At 61.3% G+C, this 24,747-nt stretch carries 26 protein-coding genes; 13 read left to right on the top strand and 13 right to left on the bottom strand.

All coding sequences use genetic code 11. From position 1 onward, the window contains the following. Positions 1–42 precede the first annotated feature (42 nt). Positions 43–1,251 carry a YbfB/YjiJ family MFS transporter gene (locus WGT02_RS15995; protein WP_024313951.1) on the bottom strand — a complete coding sequence of 403 codons (1,209 nt, stop codon included), beginning with the start codon at positions 1,249–1,251 and terminating at the stop codon, positions 43–45. Between the two features lie 128 nt (positions 1,252–1,379). Between WGT02_RS15995 and WGT02_RS16000 the strand changes: the two genes are divergently transcribed. Continuing rightward, the gene (locus WGT02_RS16000; RefSeq protein WP_024313952.1) at positions 1,380–1,949 is read left to right on the top strand and encodes a PadR family transcriptional regulator; all 570 of its coding nucleotides are present in this window, start codon (positions 1,380–1,382) and stop codon (positions 1,947–1,949) included. A gap of 4 nt (positions 1,950–1,953) precedes the next feature. On the opposite strand, the gene map is transcribed toward WGT02_RS16000, so the two are convergent. The 7 genes from map to WGT02_RS16035 all read right to left on the bottom strand — a co-directional run bounded on the left by map (position 1,954) and on the right by WGT02_RS16035 (position 7,820). After that, positions 1,954–2,712 carry a type I methionyl aminopeptidase gene (gene map, locus WGT02_RS16005; RefSeq protein ID WP_024313953.1) on the bottom strand — a complete coding sequence of 253 codons (759 nt, stop codon included), beginning with the start codon at positions 2,710–2,712 and terminating at the stop codon, positions 1,954–1,956. 106 nt (positions 2,713–2,818) lie between these two features. Continuing rightward, a complete protein-coding gene (locus tag WGT02_RS16010; RefSeq protein WP_208249970.1) occupies positions 2,819–3,880 on the bottom strand; it encodes an LLM class flavin-dependent oxidoreductase in 1,062 nt (353 codons plus the stop codon). Between the two features lie 151 nt (positions 3,881–4,031). Beyond that, the gene (locus WGT02_RS16015; RefSeq protein WP_024313955.1) at positions 4,032–4,448 is read right to left on the bottom strand and encodes a DoxX family protein; all 417 of its coding nucleotides are present in this window, start codon (positions 4,446–4,448) and stop codon (positions 4,032–4,034) included. Positions 4,449–4,477: 29 nt separating this feature from the next. Continuing rightward, the gene (locus WGT02_RS16020) at positions 4,478–4,945 is read right to left on the bottom strand and encodes an SRPBCC family protein (protein ID WP_024313956.1); all 468 of its coding nucleotides are present in this window, start codon (positions 4,943–4,945) and stop codon (positions 4,478–4,480) included. A 100-nt stretch (positions 4,946–5,045) separates the two neighbouring features. Next, positions 5,046–6,305, bottom strand: a complete 1,260-nt coding sequence (locus tag WGT02_RS16025; RefSeq protein WP_024313957.1) for an RNA polymerase sigma factor — start codon at positions 6,303–6,305, stop codon at positions 5,046–5,048. Continuing rightward, positions 6,302–6,676 carry a YciI family protein gene (locus tag WGT02_RS16030; protein WP_208249969.1) on the bottom strand — a complete coding sequence of 125 codons (375 nt, stop codon included), beginning with the start codon at positions 6,674–6,676 and terminating at the stop codon, positions 6,302–6,304. The genes WGT02_RS16025 and WGT02_RS16030 overlap by 4 nt, the downstream gene beginning before the upstream one ends. A 193-nt stretch (positions 6,677–6,869) precedes the next feature. Next, complete coding sequence (locus tag WGT02_RS16035) at positions 6,870–7,820, bottom strand: MYG1 family protein (RefSeq protein ID WP_208249968.1); 951 nt, start codon at positions 7,818–7,820, stop codon at positions 6,870–6,872. Between the two features lie 216 nt (positions 7,821–8,036). Between WGT02_RS16035 and WGT02_RS16040 the strand changes: the two genes are divergently transcribed. Then, positions 8,037–8,999 carry a hypothetical protein gene (locus tag WGT02_RS16040; protein ID WP_225039705.1) on the top strand — a complete coding sequence of 321 codons (963 nt, stop codon included), beginning with the start codon at positions 8,037–8,039 and terminating at the stop codon, positions 8,997–8,999. A 127-nt stretch (positions 9,000–9,126) separates the two neighbouring features. Next, complete coding sequence (locus tag WGT02_RS16045) at positions 9,127–10,149, top strand: acyltransferase family protein (RefSeq protein ID WP_208249967.1); 1,023 nt, start codon at positions 9,127–9,129, stop codon at positions 10,147–10,149. 19 nt (positions 10,150–10,168) lie between these two features. Here WGT02_RS16045 and WGT02_RS16050 read toward each other — a convergent pair whose 3' ends face one another. After that, positions 10,169–10,414 (bottom strand): OsmC family protein, encoded by a 246-nt coding sequence (locus WGT02_RS16050; RefSeq protein WP_318246553.1) that lies wholly within the window; start codon positions 10,412–10,414, stop codon positions 10,169–10,171. A gap of 232 nt (positions 10,415–10,646) precedes the next feature. Here WGT02_RS16050 and WGT02_RS16055 point away from each other — a divergent pair, with 232 nt between their 5' ends. Further along, the gene (locus WGT02_RS16055; protein WP_024313963.1) at positions 10,647–11,069 is read left to right on the top strand and encodes a hypothetical protein; all 423 of its coding nucleotides are present in this window, start codon (positions 10,647–10,649) and stop codon (positions 11,067–11,069) included. A 138-nt stretch (positions 11,070–11,207) separates the two neighbouring features. Further along, positions 11,208–11,537, top strand: coding sequence for a hypothetical protein (locus tag WGT02_RS16060; protein ID WP_024313964.1), 330 nt, complete (start codon positions 11,208–11,210; stop codon positions 11,535–11,537). 48 nt (positions 11,538–11,585) lie between these two features. Here the strand turns inward: WGT02_RS16060 and glpK are convergent, their stop codons facing one another. Next, complete coding sequence (glpK, locus tag WGT02_RS16065; RefSeq protein WP_024313965.1) at positions 11,586–13,079, bottom strand: glycerol kinase GlpK; 1,494 nt, start codon at positions 13,077–13,079, stop codon at positions 11,586–11,588. A gap of 179 nt (positions 13,080–13,258) precedes the next feature. On the opposite strand from glpK, the gene WGT02_RS16070 reads away from it, so the two are divergent. Genes WGT02_RS16070 through xdhB form a run of 3 tightly spaced genes read left to right on the top strand, consistent with a single transcriptional unit; the run spans position 13,259 to position 17,876 of the window. Continuing rightward, positions 13,259–14,035 (top strand): 3-hydroxybutyrate dehydrogenase, encoded by a 777-nt coding sequence (locus tag WGT02_RS16070; RefSeq protein ID WP_024313966.1) that lies wholly within the window; start codon positions 13,259–13,261, stop codon positions 14,033–14,035. A 34-nt stretch (positions 14,036–14,069) separates the two neighbouring features. Next, the gene (xdhA, locus tag WGT02_RS16075) at positions 14,070–15,536 is read left to right on the top strand and encodes a xanthine dehydrogenase small subunit (protein WP_208249965.1); all 1,467 of its coding nucleotides are present in this window, start codon (positions 14,070–14,072) and stop codon (positions 15,534–15,536) included. Beyond that, positions 15,537–17,876, top strand: coding sequence for a xanthine dehydrogenase molybdopterin binding subunit (xdhB, locus tag WGT02_RS16080; RefSeq protein WP_208249963.1), 2,340 nt, complete (start codon positions 15,537–15,539; stop codon positions 17,874–17,876). It abuts the gene before it with no gap. 46 nt (positions 17,877–17,922) lie between these two features. Here the strand turns inward: xdhB and WGT02_RS16085 are convergent, their stop codons facing one another. Then, positions 17,923–18,126, bottom strand: a complete 204-nt coding sequence (locus WGT02_RS16085) for a hypothetical protein (protein WP_024313969.1) — start codon at positions 18,124–18,126, stop codon at positions 17,923–17,925. A 101-nt stretch (positions 18,127–18,227) separates the two neighbouring features. Between WGT02_RS16085 and WGT02_RS16090 the strand changes: the two genes are divergently transcribed. Then, positions 18,228–19,136, top strand: coding sequence for a LysR substrate-binding domain-containing protein (locus WGT02_RS16090; RefSeq protein ID WP_225039707.1), 909 nt, complete (start codon positions 18,228–18,230; stop codon positions 19,134–19,136). Here the strand turns inward: WGT02_RS16090 and WGT02_RS16095 are convergent. Continuing rightward, the gene (locus WGT02_RS16095) at positions 19,133–19,465 is read right to left on the bottom strand and encodes a hypothetical protein (RefSeq protein WP_024313971.1); all 333 of its coding nucleotides are present in this window, start codon (positions 19,463–19,465) and stop codon (positions 19,133–19,135) included. The genes WGT02_RS16090 and WGT02_RS16095 overlap by 4 nt on opposite strands. A 743-nt stretch (positions 19,466–20,208) precedes the next feature. On the opposite strand from WGT02_RS16095, the gene WGT02_RS16100 reads away from it, so the two are divergent. Genes WGT02_RS16100 through guaD form a run of 3 tightly spaced genes read left to right on the top strand, consistent with a single transcriptional unit; the run spans position 20,209 to position 23,229 of the window. After that, on the top strand, positions 20,209–21,447 hold the full coding sequence (locus WGT02_RS16100) for a urate hydroxylase PuuD (RefSeq protein WP_024313972.1): 1,239 nt from the start codon (positions 20,209–20,211) through the stop codon (positions 21,445–21,447). Beyond that, positions 21,444–21,875 carry a COG3650 family protein gene (locus WGT02_RS16105; RefSeq protein ID WP_024313973.1) on the top strand — a complete coding sequence of 144 codons (432 nt, stop codon included), beginning with the start codon at positions 21,444–21,446 and terminating at the stop codon, positions 21,873–21,875. The genes WGT02_RS16100 and WGT02_RS16105 overlap by 4 nt, the downstream gene beginning before the upstream one ends. A gap of 46 nt (positions 21,876–21,921) precedes the next feature. After that, positions 21,922–23,229 (top strand): guanine deaminase, encoded by a 1,308-nt coding sequence (guaD, locus tag WGT02_RS16110; RefSeq protein ID WP_208249961.1) that lies wholly within the window; start codon positions 21,922–21,924, stop codon positions 23,227–23,229. Between the two features lie 54 nt (positions 23,230–23,283). Here guaD and WGT02_RS16115 read toward each other — a convergent pair whose 3' ends face one another. After that, positions 23,284–24,177, bottom strand: coding sequence for a LysR family transcriptional regulator (locus WGT02_RS16115; protein ID WP_024313975.1), 894 nt, complete (start codon positions 24,175–24,177; stop codon positions 23,284–23,286). A gap of 125 nt (positions 24,178–24,302) precedes the next feature. Between WGT02_RS16115 and WGT02_RS16120 the strand changes: the two genes are divergently transcribed. Continuing rightward, positions 24,303–24,698 (top strand): cupin domain-containing protein, encoded by a 396-nt coding sequence (locus WGT02_RS16120; protein ID WP_024313976.1) that lies wholly within the window; start codon positions 24,303–24,305, stop codon positions 24,696–24,698. Positions 24,699–24,747 lie beyond the last annotated feature (49 nt).

The raw sequence follows: 24,747 nt of genomic DNA on the forward strand, positions 1-24,747 counted from the left end.
AGCGGCAATGGGCTGACCCCATTGTTACGCACTTGTAACGCGCTATGACAACGTCCTGGTGACCGGTGTCACCAGCGCCGCGCACACCAGCAGCGCCGCGGCCGCGGCATAGGTCGGCGTCGTGAAGCTGCCCGTTTGCTCGGCCATCCACCCCGCGACAATGGGGCCGATGATCTGCCCGGATCCGAATGCTGCCGTCATCGTCGCGAGTATCCGGCGCGGGCTGGCGGGGGACAGTTTGCGACCGATCTGCAGGCCATAAGCGGTAATCGCGAGGAAGGTTGCCCCAAACAGCGCGCCACCGATGAGCGGCGCTACCGAATGCGGCAGGAGAACGGTTGCCAGCACGCCGACCGCCTCGATCAGCAGTGCGGCCACGTACACCTTCCCCAGTCCGAGCGGGCGGACGAACGGCTTCCAGGCAAAGAGCGCCACCGAAGCGGTCAGACCGGCGATGAACCAGCAAAGAAACTCAACGATCGGCCCGGCAGCATCCATGCGCGCGATCGTGACCAGAAACGTGCCGGTGATCACATAGCCGAAGCCGAATAGGCCATAAGATGCGGTCACAAGCAGCATCGGTGGGCTCCAGACGATCCGCGGTTCCCTGCCGGTCTGTGCCGCGACAGCCGGGCCTGCCGGCAGCAACCACCAGACCGCTATCAGGCTGACTGCCGAATAGACCGCACCACCGATCCAGGACGCTCGCCACGCCTCAGCGCTGCCGTGATAAAACAGCCCGATCAGTAGCACCATGACGGACGAGAGCGCGATACCGGCGCCTGGACCACCGAAATGCGCCGCCTGCACATGGTCGTTGCCAGCGATCGCGCCGTGGCTGAGCACGATCTGCGAACTGAAAACGAGAGCGAAGGCGCTGGCAACGCCGGCGAGGAAACGGATGACGGCAAAGGCCGGAACGGATGTCGTCATGGCCATGGCGGCAAGGAGGACCGCGGTTGCCGCAAGAGCAAGGAGCGCGACCTTGCGCTCGCGTCCTTCTGCCCAGCCATAGGCGGCCAGAACGGCACCGACGAGATAACCGACGAAATTCGCTGAGGCGATAAAGCCCGCATCTGCGGCCGAAAGCGGCACGCCGCTGATCATGCTCGGCAGGATCGGCGTGTAGGAAAAACGGCCGAACCCCATGGCGGCGGCCATGGCGATTGCGCCTGCCAGCCCGGTTCGGAACAGGTTTTCGGAGGAGGTGTCATTGCGTGCCAACATGGTCTGCTTATCGCGCTGCAGCATGACGCCGACAATCAAGATTTTCTGATCGATCGATCAATTGCACGAAATCATCCCTTCGCTCCTTGAAAGCGATTATCTTAAGATATATGTTTTAAGACATAGTGAAAGATACATCAAAGGAGTGACCTATGAGAGGTTTCAGAGGCGGAATGATGGGCGGCGGCGGTTTTCGCATGGGGCGGAAATTCGCGTCGGGCGACTTGCAGCTGGTGATTCTGGCCCTGCTGGTGGAACAGCCCCGCCACGGCTACGAGCTGATCAAGCTTTTGGAAGAGCGCTCAGGCGGCTTCTATGTTCCAAGCCCCGGCGTCATCTATCCGGCGCTGACTTACCTGGAAGAAACCGGTCTTGCCGATGTCGAGAGCGAGGGCGCCAAGAAGCTCTATAGCATCACCGAGAGCGGCCGCAGGCTCGTCGAGGAGAACCGCACGATGATCGACGTGACGCTCTCCAAGTTGGAGGGGATTGCTTCGAAGATGGCGCATGTCCGCAAGATCTTCGACCCCGAAAGCCGCGTTGGCGAACGAGACGATGACGGCTTTCCGGACGACAAAACCGAAGTTGCGGCGGCGCGCATGTTGCTGAAATCCGCGCTTAGGCTGCGCTATCCCTGGTCGAAGGATGAAGCCAAGCGCATCGCCGGCATTCTCGAGCGCGCGGCCGGCGAAATTCTTGCCGGCGGCCGTTCGGGCGCCTAACGCCTCAGGCGCCGCCTTCCGGCAGCGTCAGGATGACAGGACCATTTCGCGTGGCGACGATCGTGTGCTCGTATTGCACGGTCGGTGCCTCCGGGTCCGCGTAGAGCGTCCAGGCATCGTCGCCTCCCTCCGCCCATGTTGCGCCGAGCGAGAGGAAAGGCTCGACCGTGAAGACAAGGCCTTCCGTTATCATCCGCTTCTCGGATGGATCCGGCCAGGTCGAGAGCTCGGCCGGCTCTTCGTGTAGCGAACGGCCGATCCCGTGGCTCGCCAGATTGGCGACAAGGGTATAGCGGTTCTTCACGGCAAAGGCGCCGACAGCCTGGCCGATCCTGGCGAGAGGCTCGCCTGATTTCACCTGGTTGAGGCCGACCCACAGCGCCCGCTTGCCGTCGCGGCAGAGCTTCTCGATCTTCGACTTGTGCGGCGCAAGGCTGAAGGACGCACCGGTATCGGAAAAGAAACCGTCCTTTTCCGCCGATACGTCGATATTGACGAGGTCCCCCGGACGAATGACGCGCTGGCCCGGAATGCCATGGGCGATTTCCTCGTTGACGCTGATGCAGGTCGCACCGGGAAACTGGTAGCAAAGTTCGGGCGCGGAGCGCGCACCGGCTTCCTCCAGCACTTTACGGCCAATCTGATCGAGTTCCAGCGTCGTGATACCGGGTTCAAGCGATGCGCTCATCACCTGCAAGGCATTGGCGCAGATGCGGCCGATTTCCTTCAGCTTGAGGAGTTCGTCTTCGCTTTCAATGATCATGGATCTCTACCCGGCCTTCTTCGGCCGGTCGGCCGGCTCTCGATCAGGATGAGAGCACGACTGCGTTCGGAATCCAATTCATCCTTTACGGCATCATGCTCCAGCTTCAGGCGGTGGCTTTCGCCTCTTCGTCGCTTTCAGTCAATGCCTTTCTGACGATCGGCGCGACTTTCGTGCCGTACAACTCGATGCCGCGCATGATCTGGTCGTGCGGCATCAGGCCGATGGCCATCTGCAGCAGAAAGCGGTCATTCTTGAACAGTCGGTGATGCGCGATGATCTTCTCCGCCACCAGTTCCGGCTCTCCCACGAAGAGCGCGCCGTTGGGTCCGCGCGACATGTCGAAATGCGCCCGGTTCGTCGGTCCCCAGCCGCGTTCGCGGCCAATCCGGTTCATGACCTCAGCCTGCGGACCGTAGAACTGGTCGGCGGCAGCCTCCGTCGTATCCGCAATGAAGCCGTGCACGTTGATGCTGGTCTTGAGCTTCGACGCCTCCTGCCCGGCCCGGCGCGCCGCCTCGCGGTAGAGATCGAACAACGGCGCGAAGCGCCGCGGCTCACCGCCGATGATAGCCAGTGCTACCGGCAAGCCCATCGCGCCTGCACGCGCCAGCGATTGCGGCGTGCCGCCGACGGCGATCCACAAAGGCAAGGGATCCTGCAGCGGCCGCGGATAAACCCCGCGCCCATTGATCGGCGCACGCAGTTCGCCCGACCAACTGACCGTCTCGTTGTCGCAAAGGGCCACCAGCAGGTCGAGCTTTTCCGCAAACAGCTGGTCGTAGTCTTCCAGATTATAGCCGAAGAGCGGGAAGGACTCGATGAACGAGCCTCGCCCCGCCATGATCTCGGCACGCCCATTGGAAAGCAGGTCGAGTGTCGCGAACTGCTGGAAGACCCGCACCGGATCATCCGAACTGAGCACGGTCACGGCGCTGGTCAGTCTGATATTCTTGGTTTTCACGGCAGCGGCGGCCAAGGCGACGGCGGGAGCGGAAGCGGCATAGTCCGGCCGGTGGTGCTCGCCCAGTCCGAACACATCGAGCCCGACCTGGTCGGCGAGTTCGATTTCCTCGATCAGATGCTTCAGGCGCTCAGCCCCTTCCTCACCCTTGCTTCGGCTCGGAACCGGGTTCACGTCGGCAAAAGTGTAGAGGCCTAGTTCCATGGTTCGCATCCCGTTGAATTCACTGATGGAGATAAGGATGACGCAGCCCTAGCGCAAATACAAATTCTGGAACCGATCGTTCGAGAATATCGATAGGCAGCATCGCCGCGACTCCGGCCGCGGCGGAGTTTCCGTTCTGAAATCAACGACTTCAGACCTTGAATGGAATCATTTTCCGAAGGACTTCGTATCTGAGATAAAGGCCACCCCAGGCAATCAGCCCGAGATAGACCCCGAACAGCAGGTGCGAAAAGATCGGGCTTCCCACCCGCAGATGCGTCGCGATCGCGCCGCCGAGCAAACCCGTAAGAAGGATTGCCCCGAGCACCGACGTCCGCGGGATTGCATAAAGAAGTGCGCACAACAGCGTCACGATACCGAGACCCCGGGCAAGCATCGGATCACCCGAATAGCCGAGCGCAGTCATCGTCTCGGTGACCGGCGCGATCGGCACCAGCTTGATCGCCCCGTCGAAAACGAGGAAGGCAACGATCAACCCGCTCATCAGCGTGCCGGTCACGGTTTGCCAACGCGGAAGCCCCGCATGTGATTCAATGATTGCAGACATGCCTGTATCCCCCTGTTTCGATTCCCGTTTCAGATCCTGGCAAGCAACTCGGCGAGTTGGTCGGCGCATTTGCCCCAGCCTTCGTGGAAGCCCATCTGCTCGTGCTGTTCCTTGTCGGCCGCCGTCCAGTGTCGGGCCTTGGCGGTGTATTTCGTCCGCCCGTTGCCGAGGTCTTCGAGCAGGATGATGCCGACGAAGAACGGCTTTTCGGATGGCACCCAGGCACTGGTGAATGCATCGGTGAAAACGATCTTCTCGTTTTCGACGATCTCCAGATAGACCCCGCGGTTCGGAAACTCCTGACCATCTGGGTTGCGCATGACGATGAGGTTCGAGCCGCCGGGACGCACGTCGAGCTTGGCGTCTGCGATGCTCCATGGACGCGGAACGAACCATTCCTTCATCAGCACAGGATCGGTCCAGGCCTTGAAGATCTTCTCGCGCGGGGCATCGAATTCCCGGACGAGAACCAGTTCGTGTTGGGCTTCTGCGATCATTTCAGCATTCCTCCTGTTGAGCGAAACCTGTTTTCGATCAGGTTGTTACAAGGACGTAGGAGGTTTTCCGGTTCCGACAACCGGATATGACGTTTGAGAATTATTTCGCGATCGGTTGCGCCGCCCCGTGGACGAGGCTGTCGATCTGCTGGCGGATGTGGGCAGCTTCCGCTGCGGAATGAGCAAGCGCAATGGCGCGATCGAAGGCCTCGTGCGCCTCACGGGTGCGACCGAGTTGCTTCAGCAGGCCGCCGCGCAGACCGTGGTAGTAGAAATAGCCGTCGAGCTTGTCGCCGAGTGTTTCGACAAGTGCCAGCGCCTCTTGCGGGCCGCTGAGCTTGGAGACCGCGACGGCGCGGTTGAGCGTGATCACCGGCGACGGCTGGACACGCTCCAGCGCAAGATAAAGCAGCTCGATCTCTTCCCAATCGGTATCTTCGGCGCGCTTGGCACGAGAATGCAGCGCCGCGATCGCGGCCTGCAGCTGGTAGGGTCCGGGCTGGCGATGACGGATGGCCTTGTCGAGCAGCGCCAGCGCCTCGTTGATCAGCTCGCGATTCCAGAGCGAGCGGTCCTGATCCTCGAGCAATACGATATCGTTTTCGCGGTTAAAGCGGGCCCGACGCCGCGAAATCTGCAGCAGCATCAGCGCAAGCAGGCCCATCAGCTCTGGCTCGCCGGGAAAGATGCGCAGCAAAAGACGCGCGAGCCGGATCGCCTCGTCGCTGAAAGCGCATGCCTCGTGCTTCGGATCGGCTTGGCTGTAGCCCTCGTTGAAGATCAGATAGATCATCGTGCTGACGATTGAGAGCCGTTCGGCACGTTCCTGCGCATCCGGCGTCTCGAAGGGCACGCCGGCCTTGGCAACGCGCGCCTTGGCTCGCGTGATCCGCTGCTCCATGGCGCTTTCGCCGACGAGGAAGGCACGCGCGATCTGCTGCACGGTAAGCCCCGAGACGATGCGCAGCGCCAAAGCGATCTGCTGCGTGGCCGGCAGATCCGGGTGGCAGCAGATGAAGAGCAGCCGCAGGATATCGTCGCGATAGTTGGAATCGTCCAACCGTTCGGCAATGTCGCTTTCGGCGTCGCCGGTATCGGAAATCAGTTCCTCATCGGGAAGCGCCTGTGTCTTCGAGCGCTTGCGCACAGCGTCGATGCCGCTGTTGCGGCCGACGAAGATCAGCCATGCCGTCGGATCGCGCGGCGGTCCCTTGTCCGGCCAGGTGCGGATGGCGCGCAGGCAGGCCTCCTGAAAGGCCTCCTCCGCGATATCGAGATCGCGGAAGTATCTGAGCAGGGCGCCAAGCGCCTTCGGCCGGGCCGAAGCAAGCGTCACATCGATCCAGGCAATGTCTGTCATGTCGAAGAAGCTCCCGGCCGGAACACGTAGAACGGCCGAATTTCATAAGAGGTGGAACCCGGATTGACCGCAGACAGCTCCTTCGAGAAGGCGACCGCCTCCTCCAGAGCATCGAAATCAACCACGTAAAAACCGAGGAGCGCTTCCTTCGTCTCCGCAAACGGACCGTCGAGGACAAGCGGCTCTTCCTTGCCCTTGCGCACGGTGGTGGCCGCGGTCGTCGGCATCAGCCGGCCCACAGGACCAAGCTTGCCACGCTCGGCCAATGGCGCCTGGACGGCATAAAGCTTCGCCATCACGGCCTCCTCCTCCTCCTTGGTCCAGGAGAACACCGTCTCTTCATTCGCATAACAAAGGATTGCATAAAGCATGTCTTACTCCTCTTCCTGAATGACGAAGGAGTAGCGCGACATCCGACAGGACGCAGCAAAAAATTACAGCGCACAGAAGGAGATGCTAAGTGTTCGCCGGCAGCGCCAGGCGTGGCGAATGCGGCGTAAGGCAAAACAGACGGCCGTCCGCGACGCAGCCGTCCTGGCTGAACACTGCCGGGACTGGAGAGCGCTACGCTACCTCAGCCCCATCTGTTCGGCCTGACCCGACGGCAACGGCCTCCTGCACTGCCAACTCCGCCATGGCCAACGCGGCCTGGCGGGTCTTGGCGGCGGCGACGAAGCGGCCGTTATGGCAGAACGTTGCGCCCGCCACGCCGCAAGCGGCCTCAAGATCGCCATTGGTCAGGCCGGCCCAGGCTGCGGGCAGATCTGCCCGCAGCTCGAACCCCTCTTCCGCGCGTCGAATGCCGGTCACGCACCAATCCTTTTCCCGCGGATGAACGACAAACAGCAGGTGGTCGGCGCCTGCCTTCACGATGGCGGGACGGAAAGGCATTCCTGTTGGAAGTTCCAGAACGCGCGCTTGACCGGCACGCTCGATTGCCTGAAAGACCAGCGCTTCGGCCCGCAATTTGGCAGCGCCTTTGGCAATCTTCGCCTCGACGAAACTGCGGGCAATGGCGACGGCGTTTTGGAATCCGCGATCTTCGGCCTCCGGATCCGTCTCGTCGAAAGCCGGCTTCAAGGTTTCCAGCAGGGCCGGCAGCGTCAGCCCGGCCAGTGGGCCCGACGGGCTGAGCACACCGTTGTCCGTGAGATCGACCGGCAGCACGAAGCTTAGATCGAAGGCGGCATGCACCGCCTCGATGTTTGCCTCCGGAACGCCGGCGGCGACGAGGTAGTCGCGGCCGTAGTGCTTCCAGATCAGACCGAACGAGCTGTAGGGCTGCCCATCCTCGCGCAGGGGCGCGCCACGCTGATGGTGATCGAAAATGCGCGCGGAGGCGTCATATCCGCCACCGACGTCATAGATGATGCGGTCCGCGCCCGGCGTGATCCACTCCGACGCCCTGCTGCGGATCAGGCGGGCTTGCGGGAAAAGCCGGGTCAGGATGACGCTGGACAGCACTTCGTCGGCATGGAAGCCACCGGAATGGGTGACGAGGAAATCGGGGATCATGCCAGGATGCGCCTTGTGTTTGCTGGGGGCCGCTTGCGGTTGGCACCACATAACCATTGCTGCCCGCCATCTCAACCGGTCATTTGCCGAACAGAGGGTCGCGATCGAAGCACGGTGTCGCCCGCCAACTGTGGCTTGCATTCGGTCGCGCCATCAAGCCGCCACCTTTGGTCGGAATTGCTCGGCAATCTCAAACGTCATACTTCCGAGACAATCGTGAAACCCGCTTTCCGCCTGCTTGCCGCCTTTGCGCTCCTCGCTTGCCTCAACGACGGCGTTCTTGCCGCGTCCGCGCCGGAGAACTTCATCTATACGAGCTCTGGCGATCTGGATGCGGCACGCCCGCTTCTCAGCCGGCCCGACATTGGTGGCGCGCAGATCGTCTACAACTGGCGCCAACTCGAGACGGCGAAGGATCAATATGATTTCTCTGCGATCAAGGCCGATCTTGCCGTCATCAAAGGCCTGAACAAGAAGCTTTTCATCCAGATCCAGGACCGTTTCTTCGAACCGAAGGCAGCAAACGTTCCCGACTATCTGATGACGGGCAAGGAGTATGGTGGCGGCATCACGGCGCAGTTCGACAACCCCGGCGAGAGCAAGCCAGTCGGCTCCGGCTGGGTGGCGCAGCAGTGGAACCCGGCGCTACGCCAACGCTACCAGGCGCTGCTCGCAGCCCTTGCCGAAAAATTCGACGGCGACGTCTATGGCGCCAATCTACCGGAGACCGCCATCGATCTCGATCCGAAACACGAGCCGGAAGGCTACAGCTGCGACGCCTACTTCCAGGGCGAGATGGAAAATCTTGCCTTCGCCCGCAAGGCCTTCAACAAGAGCAAGGTCGTTCAGTACGTCAATTTCTGGCCCTGCGAATGGGAGAACGACCACAATTACATGGGGCGGCTTTTCGAGTTCGCGGCGAAAAATGGCGTCGGCCTCGGCGGACCGGATATCGTCCCCTACCGCAAGGCCCAGATGAAGAATTCCTATCCTTTCTTCAACAAATACAAGGGCAAGCTCGCCTTCGTCGGCCTCGCGGTTCAGGAGCCAACCTTGACCTACAGAAATCCGAAGACGAAGAAGCCGTTCACCAAGGACGAGTTCGTTGCCTTTGCCGGTGACTATCTCGGCGCCGACATCATCTTCTGGAGCACCGCGACGCCGTGGTTGCATCGCTGACGCAGCGATTTGGCGGCATCTGGCTCTCCGCGAATGCACGCTCGCGGTGCAAATTTCGCCGCACCCCTCGTTTTTGACGTATTTGGCCTATCTATTTCGCTGCACTGCACAAATCGGAGGGCGGTCATTGCAGCAGAAAACCCGCATCGATTGGCTGGATATCGCCAAGGGTATGTCCATCATTCTTGTGGTGATCTACCACACCCTCCTCTACCACGACGTCCACGACATGGCCACTGACCTCTATGCGCGCCTTAGCAGCATCATGACGCCGATCCGGATGCCATTGTTCTTTACGGTTTCCGGCTTCCTGGCTGCCTCGGCGATGCGTGCCTCGTGGGGCGACTTCCTGCGCCGTAAGATCTGGCAGCTCGTCTATCTCTTCGCGATCTGGAACACCGCGCGCTGGCTGTTCTTCCGTTACGTGCAGACGAACGTTCTGGTGCCGACCGAAGGAAGCGACCCCTATCAATTGCTCGAAATGTGGTGGGCGCCAAACACCGGCATCTGGTTCATCTGGGCGCTCGCCATCTTCATGGTCGCGACGAAGCTTCTCTCCCCCATCCGCCGCCCGACCACAATCGCAATTGCCGCAATGATCTCGATCCTGACCTTCGGCGAGCACCTGTCGATCGATCTCTTCACCCACCGCAACGTGCTGCAGTATTTCGTCTTTTTCCTATTCGGCTGCTGGTACGGGAAGCCGGTGGTCAACGCGATCACGGAGCGGCCGCTGCTGACGGCTTGTGCGGGCTTGCTCATCTTCGCCGCGCTCTACGTGCTGCGCTGGAGACTGCAGGCGATCGAGAAAGGTAGCTGGGCGCTGGTCTCCTCGATCGCCGGTCTTGCGTGGCTATGCGGGACGGCCGTACTGATGTCGCGTTTGCAATCGGTGCGCCACGCCTTCGCCTATTTCGGGCGCAACACGCTGCCGGTCTACGTGACCCATGTGATGATCGTGTCACTGGTGGTCGCCCTGGCTGCCACGATCGTTGGAAGCAATGCGGCAAGCGGCTACATCACCGCGCCGCTGGTGGTCGTCTTTGCGATCGGCCTATCGCTTGCGATCAGGGCAATCGCCGATCGCAGCTGTGCCGGCTGGCTCTACACGCCGCCGACGCGGCGGCAACGGCAGGCCGTGCCCGCCTGAATGGCCGCAATCTCAGGAGCTAGGCGGCGGGCTCGATGGAAACTGCCACGCCGCGGCGCAGCGAATTGCTGACCATACAGATCGCCTTCGCCCGCTCGACCACCTGCTCGGCGCTGGTGCCGTCTTGCCCATGGCAAGCGACTTTCATCACCGCCGATTTCGCAATGATCGGCTTGCCCTCGAGCTCCAGGATGACCGAGATTGCGATCTTCCCAAGTGAGACGCCCATCTCGTCAGCGGCGTAGCGCAGTCGTTGCAGAAGCAACCGCCGAGCGCCAATGCCAGAAGCTGCGCGCCATTGAACCCGAGCCCCTGCCCGCCGGCCTTACCCTCGGGACGATCGACAACGACGGTGTGCGAACCTGCCCATCCCATCGCCGCCTGCGTGCCCTCGACATTCCGCAACTCCACCGTGACTGTAACCATGCCAACTCCTCCGCGGCTGAACAGGCAAGTCTTAGAGCGCCGCAGTTTGGCGCGATGCGACCGGAAACTCGGTGCATATTATCCGCATCGATCCGACGGGAGACAAGGACATGACGCCCTCACCGTATTTGAATGACCCCAAGGTCTACATCGACACCGACACCTTCATCGATCTCATCAACAAAAAGACACGGTGCCTAATTTGTTGCGAAGCCCTCGAGAGCAAGGTGGTCAACCGGGAACACGTCCTGCCCAAATGGATTCTGCGGAAGTACGACCTTTACGACAAGGAGATCACTGTGCCCCACGAATACCATGGTCGGCGATACGATCGCCACACCTTCCCCTGCTGCAAGGACTGCAATTCGCTGCTTGGAAGGAAGCTGGAGCAGCCGGTGCGACGATTGACGGAAGGCGGATACGCGAAACGTCTACGACACCTTGACGATGACGGGCACCGTCTGCTGTTTCCTGGCTTTCCTGGATGTTCCTGAAATTCCTGATAAAGGACGGCGCCATCGCGATCAACCCGGATCACCGCGTGGACGCCGTCGTGCAAGACAAGAGCACGGATTGGGCGACACTCCATCACATCCATTGCCTCGCCAGATCCCCCTATACCGGCGCACGCATTGCAGGAGACGTTCACCATCCTGCAGGCACTGGAAATCTGCGCGGATATGGCGGCAACGACAACGCGGATCAACAGCAAGCCCATCTACTTCACGCGCATAGATCAAGCCACGGGCCGTCCCTCGATCCATGCGGACCTACCCGTCCACGAAGAAAATCCTGTCGATCCGCGCACGCGCGCCGCAATATTCGAACTCGTCTACAGGGAGCATCTGCCGCACCTGAAGATAGCGGGCAGCGACGTGTCCGCCCTGCAGGCCATCAGGGAGAACCGTTTGACCTTCCTCGATCATCGGATAAGCCGGGCGGCCACCGAAATACTGGAATAGACAATTGCTTCCGGTATTTGCGGACGTTTGCTGAGATCGACGGCGCCGTCAGGCATCCGCAAGCGTGCGCTTGACGGCGCTGCGCCAGCCCTTGAGCTTCGCCGCACGCGTCTTCTCGTCCATGGCGGGTTCAAAGCGATGGTTGCGCTTCCAGCTCTTGGCGAAGCTTTCACGATCCGGCCAGACACCGGCCCTGCTGCCGGCAAGCCATGCCGCTCCGAGCGCCGTGGTTTCGAGAATGACCGGCCGGTCGACGGGCGCGTCGAGAATGTCTGCCAGCCGCTGCATCGTCCAGTCGGAGGCGACCATGCCACCATCGACGCGAAGAACGGTGCTCTCCACGCCGCCCTTCCAGTCCTTGTGCATGGCGTCAAGCAGATCGCGGGACTGGTAGCAGACCGCCTCGAGGGCAGCGCGGGCGAATTCCTTCGGGCCGCTGTTGCGCGTCAGGCCGAAGATCGCCCCGCGCGCATTCGCATCCCAATGCGGCGCGCCAAGACCGGTGAAGGCGGGAACCAGATAGACTTCCTGTGTCGGATCGGCAGCATCGGCAAGCTCGCCGGTGCGAGATGCCGTATCGATGATGCCGAGCCCGTCGCGAAGCCATTGCACGGCAGCGCCCGCGATGAAGATCGAGCCTTCCAGCGCATAGGTCGTTTCGCCGTTCAGCCGATAGGCGATCGTCGTCAGCAGCCGGTTCTTCGAACCCACGATGTCGCTGCCCGTGTTGAGCAGCGCGAAGCAGCCGGTGCCGTAGGTCGATTTCATCATGCCGGGCTCGAAGCAGGCCTGTCCGATGGTCGCCGCATGCTGATCGCCGGCGACGCCGAAGATGGGAATCTCCGCGCCAAGAATGGCTTTCTCGGTAATGCCGAAATCGTCGGCGCAGTCCTTCACCTCAGGCAGCATCGCCGCCGGAACACGCAGGATATCGAGCAGAGCCTTGTCCCAGCAATTGTCGGAAATGTTATACATCAACGTGCGGGAGGCGTTCGTCGCATCGGTCGCGAACACCTTGCCACCGGTCAGCCGCCAGATCAGGAAGGCATCGACGGTGCCGAAGCACAATTCGCCCTTGGCGGCGCGGGCCCGCGCACCTTTGACGTTGGCGAGCAGCCACGAGAGCTTGGTGCCAGAGAAATACGGATCAAGAAGAAGGCCGGTCTTCTTGGTGAATGTCTTTTCGAGATCCTGTCTTTTCAACTTGTCGCAATAACTTGCCGTGCGGCGGTCCTGCCAGACGATTGCGTTGTGGATCGGTTTGCCGCTTTCGCGTTCCCAGACGACGACGGTCTCGCGCTGATTGGTAATGCCGAGCGCCGCGATGTCCTTTGCCTGGATCCTGGCTTCACGGATCGCCATTTTGATGGTCGAGACGACGGAATCCCAGATTTCCTCCGGATCGTGCTCCACCCAACCGGATCGAGGGTAGATCTGGCGGAACTCCTTCTGGCCCGCACCGGCGATCTGCATTTGGCCATCGAAGACGATCGCCCGCGTCGATGTCGTCCCCTGATCGATTGCCAGAACATATCCGCTCATGCCAGTCCTCCCGCTGATCGTGATTATCGGGAGAAATCAATAAGACAGGAGGGCGGGCGATGAAAGAACCTAGCCACCTCTTCGACACAAGAGATTTGCCGTCAGCGCAATTGCCAGCAGTGATGCTTTGCGCATAACCTCAACTCTATTGCGTCGCAAAACGGCTTGAGGAGAAGAGAATGGCCAGAACAATCGTCGTCACCGGATCCACCAGCGGCATCGGCCTTGCGATCGCGACAGCCTTTGCCGGCAAGGGCGACAACGTCGTCATCAACGGTTTCGGAAAGCCCGAGGAAATCAAGGCGATAGTCGAGAAGCTTGAATCGGCCTCGAAGGCGAAGGTGATCCATCATCCGGCCGACATGACGAAACCAGCTGAAATCGCGGACCTGATCGAAACTGCCGCGAGGACCTGCGGTTCCGTCGATGTGCTGGTCAACAATGCCGGCATCCAGCATGTCGAGAAGATCGAGGATTTCCCGATCGAAAAGTGGGACCAGATCATCGCGATCAATCTGTCCAGCTCGTTTCACACCATGCGTGCCGCGATCCCGCTGATGAAGGCGAGGAAAAAGGGACGCATCATCAACATCGCCTCCGCGCACGGCTTGGTCGCCTCTCCGTTCAAATCCGCCTATGTCGCGGCAAAGCATGGTATATTGGGCCTGACGAAGACGGCGGCACTGGAACTTGCCGAATTTGGCGTGACCGTGAACGCCATCTGCCCGGGCTATGTGCTGACGCCTCTCGTCGAGAAACAGATACCGGATACGGCCAAGGCACGCGGCATGACCGAGGAGCAGGTCAAGACCGAAGTGATCCTCAAGGCCCAGCCGACGCATGAATTCGTCAAGGCGGAAGAGATTGGGGCGCTGGCTCTCTACCTCGCAAGCGACGAAGCCCGGCAGGTGACCGGCACCCACATCTCGATTGACGGTGGCTGGACCGCGGCATAACCATTCAAAATAAAGATAAAAACCAAGGAACGATATGAACGACAGCATCCGCTTCATCCTGAATGGCGAGGACGTCACGCTTGGCGATGTCCGGCCGACCGAGACGCTTCTCGATTATCTCCGGTTGAAGCGCCGGCTGACCGGCACGAAGGAAGGATGCGCGGAGGGCGATTGCGGCGCCTGCACCGTCCTTGTGGGACGGCTGATCGACGGCAAGCTGCATTATGAACCCGTCAACGCCTGCATTCGCTTCATGGGGTCTTTGAATGCCACCCATGTCGTCACCGTCGAGCATCTGGCCGCCAGGGACGGTTCGCTGCATCCGGTACAGCAGGCAATGGTCGATTGCCACGGCTCGCAATGCGGCTTCTGTACGCCGGGTTTCGTCATGTCGATGTATGGCCTCTGGCTTTCCAACGACAAGCCGGTTCGCGCCGACATCGAAAAAGCCCTGCAAGGCAATCTCTGTCGTTGCACCGGTTACGAGCCGATCGTGAAAGCCGCCGAGCAGGTGAGCCGCACCCGCCCGAGCGCACTCTTCGACCCGCTCGAAAAGACCCGCTCGGATATCATCTCGCGCCTCTGGGCGATGCGGAACAGCGAGACGATCTCGATCACGACGGTGGAGGGCCGGCTGGTCCTGCCGGGATCGCTGGACGCGCTGGCGCGTGTGCTGTGCGAAGAGCCGACCGCCACCATCGTCGCGGGATCGACCGATGTGGGCCTCTGGGTGACCAAGCAGATGCGCGCCTTGAACCCGGTCGTCTTTATAAACCATCTGACCGATCTGCAGTCGATCACCGCTGGCGACGGCGGCTTCACGATCGGCGCCGGCGTGACCTACAGCCGCGCCTTCGAAACCATCGCCAGCAAGGTGCCGACCCTCGGCCGCCTCATCGACCGCATCGGCGGGGATCAGGTGCGCAACATGGGCACGATCGGCGGCAACATCGCCAACGGTTCGCCGATCGGCGATATGCCACCGCCACTGATTGCCCTCGGCGCCACGGTGAAGCTGCGTTCTCTGGCCGGAACGCGCATGCTGCGTCTGGAAGATTTCTTCATCGATTATGGCAAGCAGGATCGCCGACCGGGCGAGTTCGTCGAGAGCATCTTCGTGCCCTATCCCGCCGAGGCGACCCAGTTTGCCGTCTACAAGATCACCAAGCGCCGCGATGAGGACATCACGGCGGTTCTCGGCGCCTTCTACCTGACACTGGATACGGAGGGAGACGTCAACGACATCCGCATCGCCTTCGGGGGCATGGCCGCAACACCGAAGCGTGCCCGCAGCGTCGAGAATGCGCTCATGGGCAAGCCTTGGAGCGAGACGACGATCGAAACCGTCCGGGCCGAGTTCGACGCCGACTTCCAGCCGCTGACCGACTGGCGCGCGACGGCCGAATACCGTCAGTTGACCGCCAAGAACCTTCTGACCCGTTTCTATCTGGAAACGTCAGGCACACCGGCGGAATTGAGGCGTTTCGAGGAGGTGGCATAAATGGACAAGTCAACTCTCCCCGACCCAAAGTTTATCATATCAGGCGCGATGCATGGCTCGCTGCGCCACGATTCAGCGCACAAGCACGTTACCGGCACCGCCGACTATATCGACGACCTGCCCGAGCCTGCCGACCTGCTGCATGGCGCACTCGGCCTGTCCGACCGGGCGCACGCCGAGATCATCAGCATGGACCTTTCCGAGGTCAAGGCGACACCGGGTGTCATCTGGGTTTTCACCGGCAAGGACGTGCCCGGCGTCAATGACGTCAGTTCGAACGGCAGCCACGACGAGCCGCTGCTGGCCGAACACAAGGTCGAATTTCACAACCAGCCGATCTTCGCCGTCATTGCCGAAACGCGCGAGATCGCCCGCCGCGCCGCCCGCAAGGCAAAGATCGAATATCGCGACCTGCCGCACTGGAGCGATATCGACGGCGCGCTTGAAAATGGCAGCCCGCTCGTCATCACGCCGATGACCTTGCAGCGCGGCGATGCCAAGGGCGAGATGGAGAACGCCCCGCGCCGATTGAAGGGCCAGATGCGGATCGGCGGCCAGGAGCACTTCTATCTCGAAAGCCACATTGCCGTGGCCATCCCCGGCGAGGACGACGAGGTCGCCATCTGGTCATCCACCCAGCATCCGAGCGAGATCCAGCATATTGTGGGCCACGTCCTCGATATCGCGTCGAACGCGGTGACGGTGAACGTGCGCCGCATGGGCGGCGGTTTCGGCGGCAAGGAGACGCAGGGCAACCAGTTTGCCGCCCTGGCGGCGATTGCCGCCAAGACACTGAAGCGCGCCATCAAGTTTCGTCCTGATCGCGACGAGGACATGGCCGCAACCGGCAAGCGCCACGACTTCCTTGTCGACTACGAGATCGGCTTCGATGACGAAGGCCGCATCCACGCAGTCGACGCCACCTATGCCGCGCGCTGCGGCTTCTCCTCGGATCTTTCCGGCCCTGTAACGGACCGGGCGCTGTTCCACGCAGATTCCAGCTATTTCTATCCGCATGTCCATCTGACATCGAAGCCGCTGAAGACCCACACCGTGTCCAACACCGCCTTCCGCGGTTTTGGCGGGCCACAGGGCATGCTCGGGGCTGAACGCTTCATCGAAGAGATCGCCTATGCGCTCGGCAAGGACCCGCTCGACGTCCGCAAGCTGAACTTCTACGGCCAGCCGGGCTCCGGCCGCACGTTGACCCCCTACCATCAAGAGGTCGAAGACAGCATCCTCGAACGCATCGTCAGCGAACTGGAAGAAAGCGCCGAGTACCAAGCGCGCCGCAACGCCATCATCGCGTTCAACCGCGACAGCCGCTACATTCGCAAAGGCATTGCGCTGACGCCAGTCAAGTTCGGCATCTCCTTCACCATGACAGCGTTCAACCAGGCCGGCGCCCTCGTCCACGTCTATCAGGATGGTTCAATCCACCTGAACCACGGCGGCACCGAAATGGGCCAGGGGCTATACACCAAGGTCGCGCAGGTGCTCGCCGACAGCTTTCAGGTCGATATCGAGCATGTGAAGATCACGTCAACGACGACCGGCAAGGTGCCCAACACGTCGGCCACCGCGGCATCCTCCGGATCGGACCTGAACGGCATGGCGGCCTACGATGCCGCCCGCCAGATCAAGGAACGGCTGGTTGCCTTTGCCGCCGAAAAATGGGGCGTACCTCCGACGGACGTTGTCTTCCTGCCCAATCGCGTCAGGGTTGGCGACAAGGAGTTCCCCTTCCCTGATTTCATCAAGCAGGCCTATTTGGCCCGCGTCCAGCTTTCCGCCGCCGGATTCTATAAAACCCCGAAGATCCATTGGGATCGTGCAGCCGGCCGCGGCACGCCGTTCTACTACTATTCCTATGGCGCAGCCTGCTCGGAGGTCTCGATTGATACACTCACCGGCGAATACCTCGTCGAACGCACCGATATCCTGCACGATGTCGGCCGCTCGCTGAACCCGGCGATCGATATCGGCCAGGTGGAGGGCGCATTCATTCAGGGCATGGGCTGGCTGACAACGGAGGAACTGTGGTGGGACGACAAGGGCCGGCTGCGCACGCACGCGCCTTCGACCTACAAGATCCCCCTCGCCTCCGATCGCCCGAAGATTTTCAACGTGCGTCTTGCCGAATGGTCGGAGAATACTGAACACACGATCGGCCGCTCCAAGGCCGTCGGCGAACCGCCGCTCATGCTGGCGATCTCAGTGCTGGAGGCGCTTTCCATGGCCGTTGCCAGTGTTGCCAACTACAAGGTCTGCCCGCAGCTCGATTCACCGGCAACGCCCGAGCGGGTGTTGATGGCCGTGGAGAGAATGAAGAAGGCATAGGCTGAAGTGGCAGCATCTCGGGGCACTGCCACTCCAATCTCACGGCTTACCGCCGGAACTCGCTGTTGTAGCGCGGCTCGCGCCCGTCCATGAAACCGAGGTCGCGCTTGATGCGATCCGGCATACCCTCGAATTCCAGCCTATCCCATCCCGAAAGCCGACGCAGCAGTCTCCGGCCAAGGTCGGACAGCCAACTGGAAGTCCCGGCAGCCCTTGCCTGCCTGTCCTGTACGATAGCGGCGCAATCCATAACATCACCTCAACAATCTGATCCGTTGGGTTGCAGATTGCGCCAATAAATGCTGAAATTCCAATCGAACGCTCGTCTGGATGCATAAAGAGAACTTATCCATGAAGCTGTCGAAGCAGTTTCCCCTGAACGCGCTGCGCGTATTTGAGGCCGTCGCGCGGCTTGGCAGTTTCACCAAGGCCGGCGACGAACTCGGCATGACGCAGACGGCCGTCAGCTACCAGGTGAAGCTGCTGGAGGAGAATATCGGCGAGCCCCTCTTTATGCGGCGCCCGCGCCATATCAGACTGACCGACGCCGGCGAACGGCTGGCGCCCAAAGTGACGGAGGCCTTCGCCATATTGCACGAAGCGATGGCCTCGGTTCGCGGAGCAGCCGAGGAAACGCTGCTCATTCACTCCACGCCGACCTTCGCCTCGCAATGGCTGGCGCGTCATCTCGGCTCGTTTCACCTCAAATATCCCGCCACCGCCGTACGTCTGATCACATCGGACTCGCTGATCGATTTTGCCAGGGAGCCCGCCGACATCGCGATCCGCAGCGGCAAGGGCGAGTGGCCGGGCCTCGTGTCCCACCGGCTGCTGGCGATCGATTTCACTCCGATGCTGAGCCCCGAACTTGCGGCCAGTGCCGGCGGCATCCACCAGCCGAGCGATCTCCTCAAGTTGCGACTGATCGATGCCGGCGACTCGTGGTGGACGTCATGGTTCGAGGCGGCCGGTGTCGCCGATCCCGACCTTGCGGGCAGACCGCGCAGCCGGCTCGGCGCGCAATCCTTCGAGGCGAGTGCTGCCCTGGCGGGGCAGGGCGTGGCGATCCTGACGCCGGCATTCTATCGCGATGACCTTGCCGCCGGTCGGCTGCTCCAGCCCTTTCCAATCCTCTGCAGCGACAACGATTGGGACTACTGGCTGGCCTACCCGGAAAGCCGCCGCAATGTTCCTAAAATCAAAGCATTTCGAAACTGGATTCTCGAGGAAATGGACGTCGCCGCGACCAACGGAAGCTAATAGCCCATCTGCGGCGCGTAGAAGCAGCGCGGCGTATCCTCGTTCGGGAACAGGCAGAGATGGTAGTCGCCGTCACCGGAGCGCATTGCCTTGCCCATGGGAAGGAGGAAGACATGCGCATGCGTGACAAGCCTGTGATCGCCTGGCAACAACGTCACCCGATAGCCATGCGGCGTAATTGCCACGCTTTTTGGCGGGATCATCTGGCAGTCTCCAGTTTCGCTGTCGCCGTTGCAACAGAAGGGCTCGTAGCTCCAGCCTGAAGGCGCATCATGGGCCTGAACACAGGACGCGAATGCAATCATCACACACACAAGAATGCTGCGCATTGGCATCTTCTCCGTTGATGAATGCGCCGCCGGAATGAAGCGGTTTTCACCTCATCCCGACGGCCTCAAAAATGAAATTGTAATCGAACCGTGACATTTCAAGCCACTTTTCATGCTGCAAAGCGGCCTCGACAGACCGCCCATTCAAGGACGCCTAACCATTCCGCGTGGTTTGCGGACAGCAGTCCGCAAACGGGCTCCATGATCGCGAGATCACCGCCATGAGGGAGCATCCAATGCAAAAGCGTCGACATCTTGGCTTGGCATACATTCTTTTGGTTCGCGCGCGTTGAATGTACAGGAACGCATCCCGCAGGAGGACGATCCTGACACGCGCGCGGTCGGTGAGCTTCGCCGTCCTGGCAGCCCGCCCAACATCATTGATATGGTTTGCATATTGCAGCCCCTATCAGGACAGGCTGTCGTTTCCGTCTAAGGGCGAGATAAGGGCGGAATGCAATCTGAAGCCGCCGGCGACGGGAGCTGGAGCGTTGTTTCGATCTTCAAAAAAAGCAGGTAGGCCTGCGGAGAATACGCGCTCGACCTGATTGCCGAACATGAAATCATGGCCTCAGGCGCTGAAAGCGTCGCATGTGCAGTCCACTCGCATGAAGCATTTTCAAAAATTCGTTACCGTGGGCGACGCTGCGGTGTACACGTTAGAGCCCCGGCTGGCGCCTTATCCCCTTTCCTCCGCGCGCGACTTTCTGCAATGTGGCGAGACTGAAGAACAGGGGAACTCCATGTATGAATACGCCATAGCGTGGGAATGGCTGGCCTTTGCGGCCCGCTGGTTCCACGTCATCACCGCGATTGCCTGGATCGGCTCGTCCTTTTATTTCATTGCACTCGATCTCGGTTTGGTGAAACGGCCGCATCTTCCGCCGGGCGCCTATGGCGAGGAATGGCAGGTTCACGGCGGCGGCTTCTATCATATCCAAAAGTATCTCGTGGCCCCGGCGCAGATGCCGGAGCACCTGACCTGGTTCAAGTACGAAAGCTACTTTACCTGGCTATCGGGCTTTCTGATGCTCTGCATCGTCTATTACGGCGGCGCCGACCTCTTCCTCATCGACCGCCATGTGCTCGACATCAACGCCCCGGTGGCGATCCTGATCTCGCTCGCCTCGTTGGCCGTCGGCTGGATCGTTTACGACCTGCTGTGCAAGTCGCCGCTCGGCAAGAACACCTGGGGCCTGATGGTCGTGCTTTACGCCGTGATCGTCTTCATGGGCTGGGGCTACACGCAGCTCTTCACCGGCCGCGCCGCCTTCCTGCATCTCGGCGCCTTCACGGCAACGATCATGTCGGCCAACGTCTTCATGATCATCATCCCGAACCAGAAGATCGTCGTCGCCGACCTGATCGCCGGGCGCACGCCCGATGCGAAGTACGGCGCGATCGCCAAGCAGCGCTCGCTCCACAACAACTACCTGACGCTGCCCGTCATCTTCTTCATGCTGTCGAACCACTATCCGCTGGCGTTTGGCACCGCCTACAACTGGGTGATCGCCGCCCTCGTCTTCCTGATGGGCGTCACCATCCGCCACTGGTTCAACACGACGCATGCCCGCAAGGGACGCCCGACCTGGACCTGGATCGTCACCCTCATCCTCTTCATCCTGATCATGTGGCTGTCGACGGCGCCGAAGGTGCTGACCGGCGAGAAGGAGGCGCAGGCTGTCGCGCCCGCCTTCCAGCAATTCGCCGGTGACCCGCATTTTCCCGCGGTCAAGCAGCTTGTCGGCACACGCTGTTCCATGTGCCATGCCGCCGAGCCGGTCTATGAAGGACTGGCGCGGCCGCCGAACAACGTGATCCTGGAAACCGATGCGGAAATTGCCGCTCACGCCCGCGAGATCTATATACAGGCGGGTCGCAGCCACGCCATGCCGCCCGGCAACGTCACCGACATCACCCCGGACGAGCGCAAACTGCTCGTCGCCTGGTTCGAAAGCGCAGTCGAAGGCAAACAGGAATGACCTCAGCCGCCCTTCGTGCCCTGCTTCTCGCTTCCACGCTGACCGCCTGCGGCCAGAGCGGCGTGGATGCCGCGGCGCCGGAGGGTCGCTTGGCGGCACCCGCGGGCGATTTTTCCGGCGATCTGAACGCCCTCGGCACCGAACCCTTCTGGGCGATCAGGATCCGCTCCGACAGCATCACCTTCAGCCGCCCCGGCGCTGAAGACGTGAAAAGCGTCAACCCAGGCCCGGTGGCCAAGAAGGAAAGAGCCAGCTGGACGGTCCCCGGTGGACCGGCTCCCTTCAAGCTGACGCTGACCAAGGGGGATTGCTCCGACGGCATGTCCGATCGCCACTACCCGCTCAACGCGGTTCTGGCGTTCGGGGACAAGACGATGTACGGCTGCGCCGCCACGCCGGCGGCAATCGCGGCCCAGCCGGCACCGTGACGCGAAAACCGCCGCGTTCGGACAATCGACAGAGGGGCAGAACGCCATGACACACACACTTCTCCGCGGCCGGCTGCTCACCTTTCTGCGTGCGCCGCAAGAGCTTGGCGACACCGGAAGCTACCTCTACGAGAGTGATGGCGGGCTGTTGATCAAGGATGGCCTCATCGTTGCCTGTGGCGCTTACGACAAGGTGAGCGCAAAAGCCCCCGCCGACGTCGTGGCCGTCGATCATCGGCCGCATCTGATCATGCCGGGTTTCATCGACACGCATGTTCATTTCCCGCAGATGCAGGTGATTGCCTCCTATGCGGCAAACCTGCTGGAATGGCTAAACACCTATACCTTCCCGGAGGAATGCCGCTTCGTCGAAAGCGCCCATGCCGCGCGCATCGCCACGCATTTCTACGACGAGCTCGTCCGCCACGGAACGACGACGGCGGTCGCCTACTGCTCCGTCCACAAGACCTCCGCCGATGCGTTCTTCGCCGAGGCGTTGAGACGCAAGATGCGCATGGTCGGCGGCAAGGTGATGATGGACCGCAACGCCCCGCAAGGACTGCTGGACACGCCTCAGATGGGCTACGACGAGACCCGCCAGATCATCGCCGAATGGCATGGCAAGGGCCGCTGCCACGTCGCCATCACACCGCGCTTCGCGATCACCTCGACCCCGGCGCAGATGGAAGCCACCCAGGCACTCGCCCGCGAGTTTCCCGACCTGCACATCCAGACGCACCTCTCGGAAAATCACGACGAAATCAAGTTCACCTGCGAGCTTTATCCCGAGGCGATCGATTATACCGATGTCTATGCGCGCTACGGCCTGCTTGGTGACAGGACGCTCTTCGGCCACTGCATTCATCTCTCGGATCGCGAGGCCGATGCGATGAGCGAGACAGGCTCGGTCGCCGTGCACTGCCCGACCTCGAACCTCTTCCTCGGCTCCGGCCTCTTCCCGCTGAAGGCGCTTGCGCGCCGTGAGAAGTCGGTGCGCATCGGTGTCGCGACCGATATCGGCGGCGGTTCCAGCTATTCCATGCTGCGCACGATGGACGAGGCTTACAAGATCCAGCAATTGCTTGGCGAACGCCTGAATCCGCTCGAAAGCTATTACCACATGACGCTCGGCAACGCCCAATCGCTGTCGCTCGACGACCGGATCGGCACGCTCGATGTCGGCTCGGACGCCGATATCGTCGTCCTCAATGCTGCCGCCACCCAGGCCATGGCACTGAAGATGGAAGTGGTGAAGACGCTGCCGGAAGAGCTGTTCCTGCTGCAGACGATGGGGGACGACCGCGCGATCGTCGAGACATACGTTTCCGGGGTCGCGGCGAAGAGCACCATTTAAGTTTCTGCGCTGCTTGTAAGAACCCGCACCGAACCGATGGGTGGCTCCTATCGCTCACGCGCGATAACGAAGCGCGTTGACGAGCAGCGAAAACGCCGGCGAGGCCTGCCGGCGGCTCGGATAATACAGATGGTAGCCGTGGAACGGCGCACACCAATCCTCAAGCACCCGGACGAGCCCGCCTGCCGAGAGATGTTGCTGCACCAGCATTTCCGGCATGTAGGCCAGGCCGAGCCCCGAAAGCGCCGCGTTCAACCGGAGCTGGATATTGTTGAACACCAGCTGCCCCTCGACGCGCACCTTCAATTCACGGCCGTCCTTCTCGAATTCCCAGGAATAGACGCCGCCATAGGTCGGAAGGCGCAGGTTGATGCAGTTATGGTCGGTCAGATCGGCAGGTATCTCCGGTTTGGGTCGCTGTTCGAAATAGGCTGGCGCCCCCACCACCGCCATCCGCATATCCGGTCCGATGCGCACCGCAATCATGTCCTTCGCCACCTGCTCGCCCAACCGCACGCCGGCATCGTAGCGCTCGGCGACGATGTCGGTCAGCCCGTAGTCGACGATGATCTCGACGTTGATGTCAGGATAGTGCGGAAGCAGCTTTTCGAGCGCCGGCCATAGAATGGCATCGGCCGCATGCTCGCCGGCATTGATGCGGATTGTGCCCGCCGGCTTCTCGCGAAACTCGCTGAGTGCTGCCAATTCGCTCTCGATCTCGTCGAAGCGCGGCCCGATCGAGGTCAGCAACCGCTCGCCCGCCTCCGTTGGCGACACGCTGCGCGTCGTACGCGTCAGCAGCCGAAGCCCGAGCCGGGTTTCAAGCCCGCGGATCGTGTGGCTGAGGGCGGATTGCGACACGCCGAGCTTGGCCGCTGCCTTGGTGAAGCTCTTTTCCCGCGCCACGGCCAGAAAGGCCACAAGATCGTTGATCGATTGGCGCGTCATTCATGAATCTCCCTCATAAGCGTTTGCGATTTATACCATCTAATCGCAAGAAACCGAACGCCCTAAATCTCTTCTCCGACACAGCCAGCCTAGCACCGGGCTGCGAAGTCACGAAAGGACGAGAGATGAAAATCAAGCGAAACGGCTCCGATCCATCCGCCAAGGGACCGGTGGATTATTTCACCGGAACGGTCCGGATCGACGCGCCGTTCCAGGCGACAGCGCCGGCGCGCGTCGGCGGCGCAACCGTGACCTTCGAGCCGGGCGCACGCACGGCCTGGCACACCCATCCGCTCGGCCAGACGTTGATCGTCATTTCAGGCAGCGGTCGGGCGCAGCGCGAAGGCGGCCCGGTCGAGGAGATCCGCGTCGGCGACATTGTCTGGTTCGAACCGGGCGAGAAGCACTGGCACGGTGCCTCCGCTACCACCGCCATGACCCACATTGCGATCGCCGAAGCCCGCGACGGCAAGGTGGTCGACTGGATGGAAAAGGTCACCGACGAGCAATACCAGAACTAAACGAGGAGCTGGCATGAAAGAGGCCGCGGCCGCTGAGAGAACGGATCAC

This window comes from Rhizobium sp. T1470 (genome assembly GCF_042140505.1).
GTDB lineage: Bacteria > Pseudomonadota > Alphaproteobacteria > Rhizobiales > Rhizobiaceae > Rhizobium > Rhizobium favelukesii.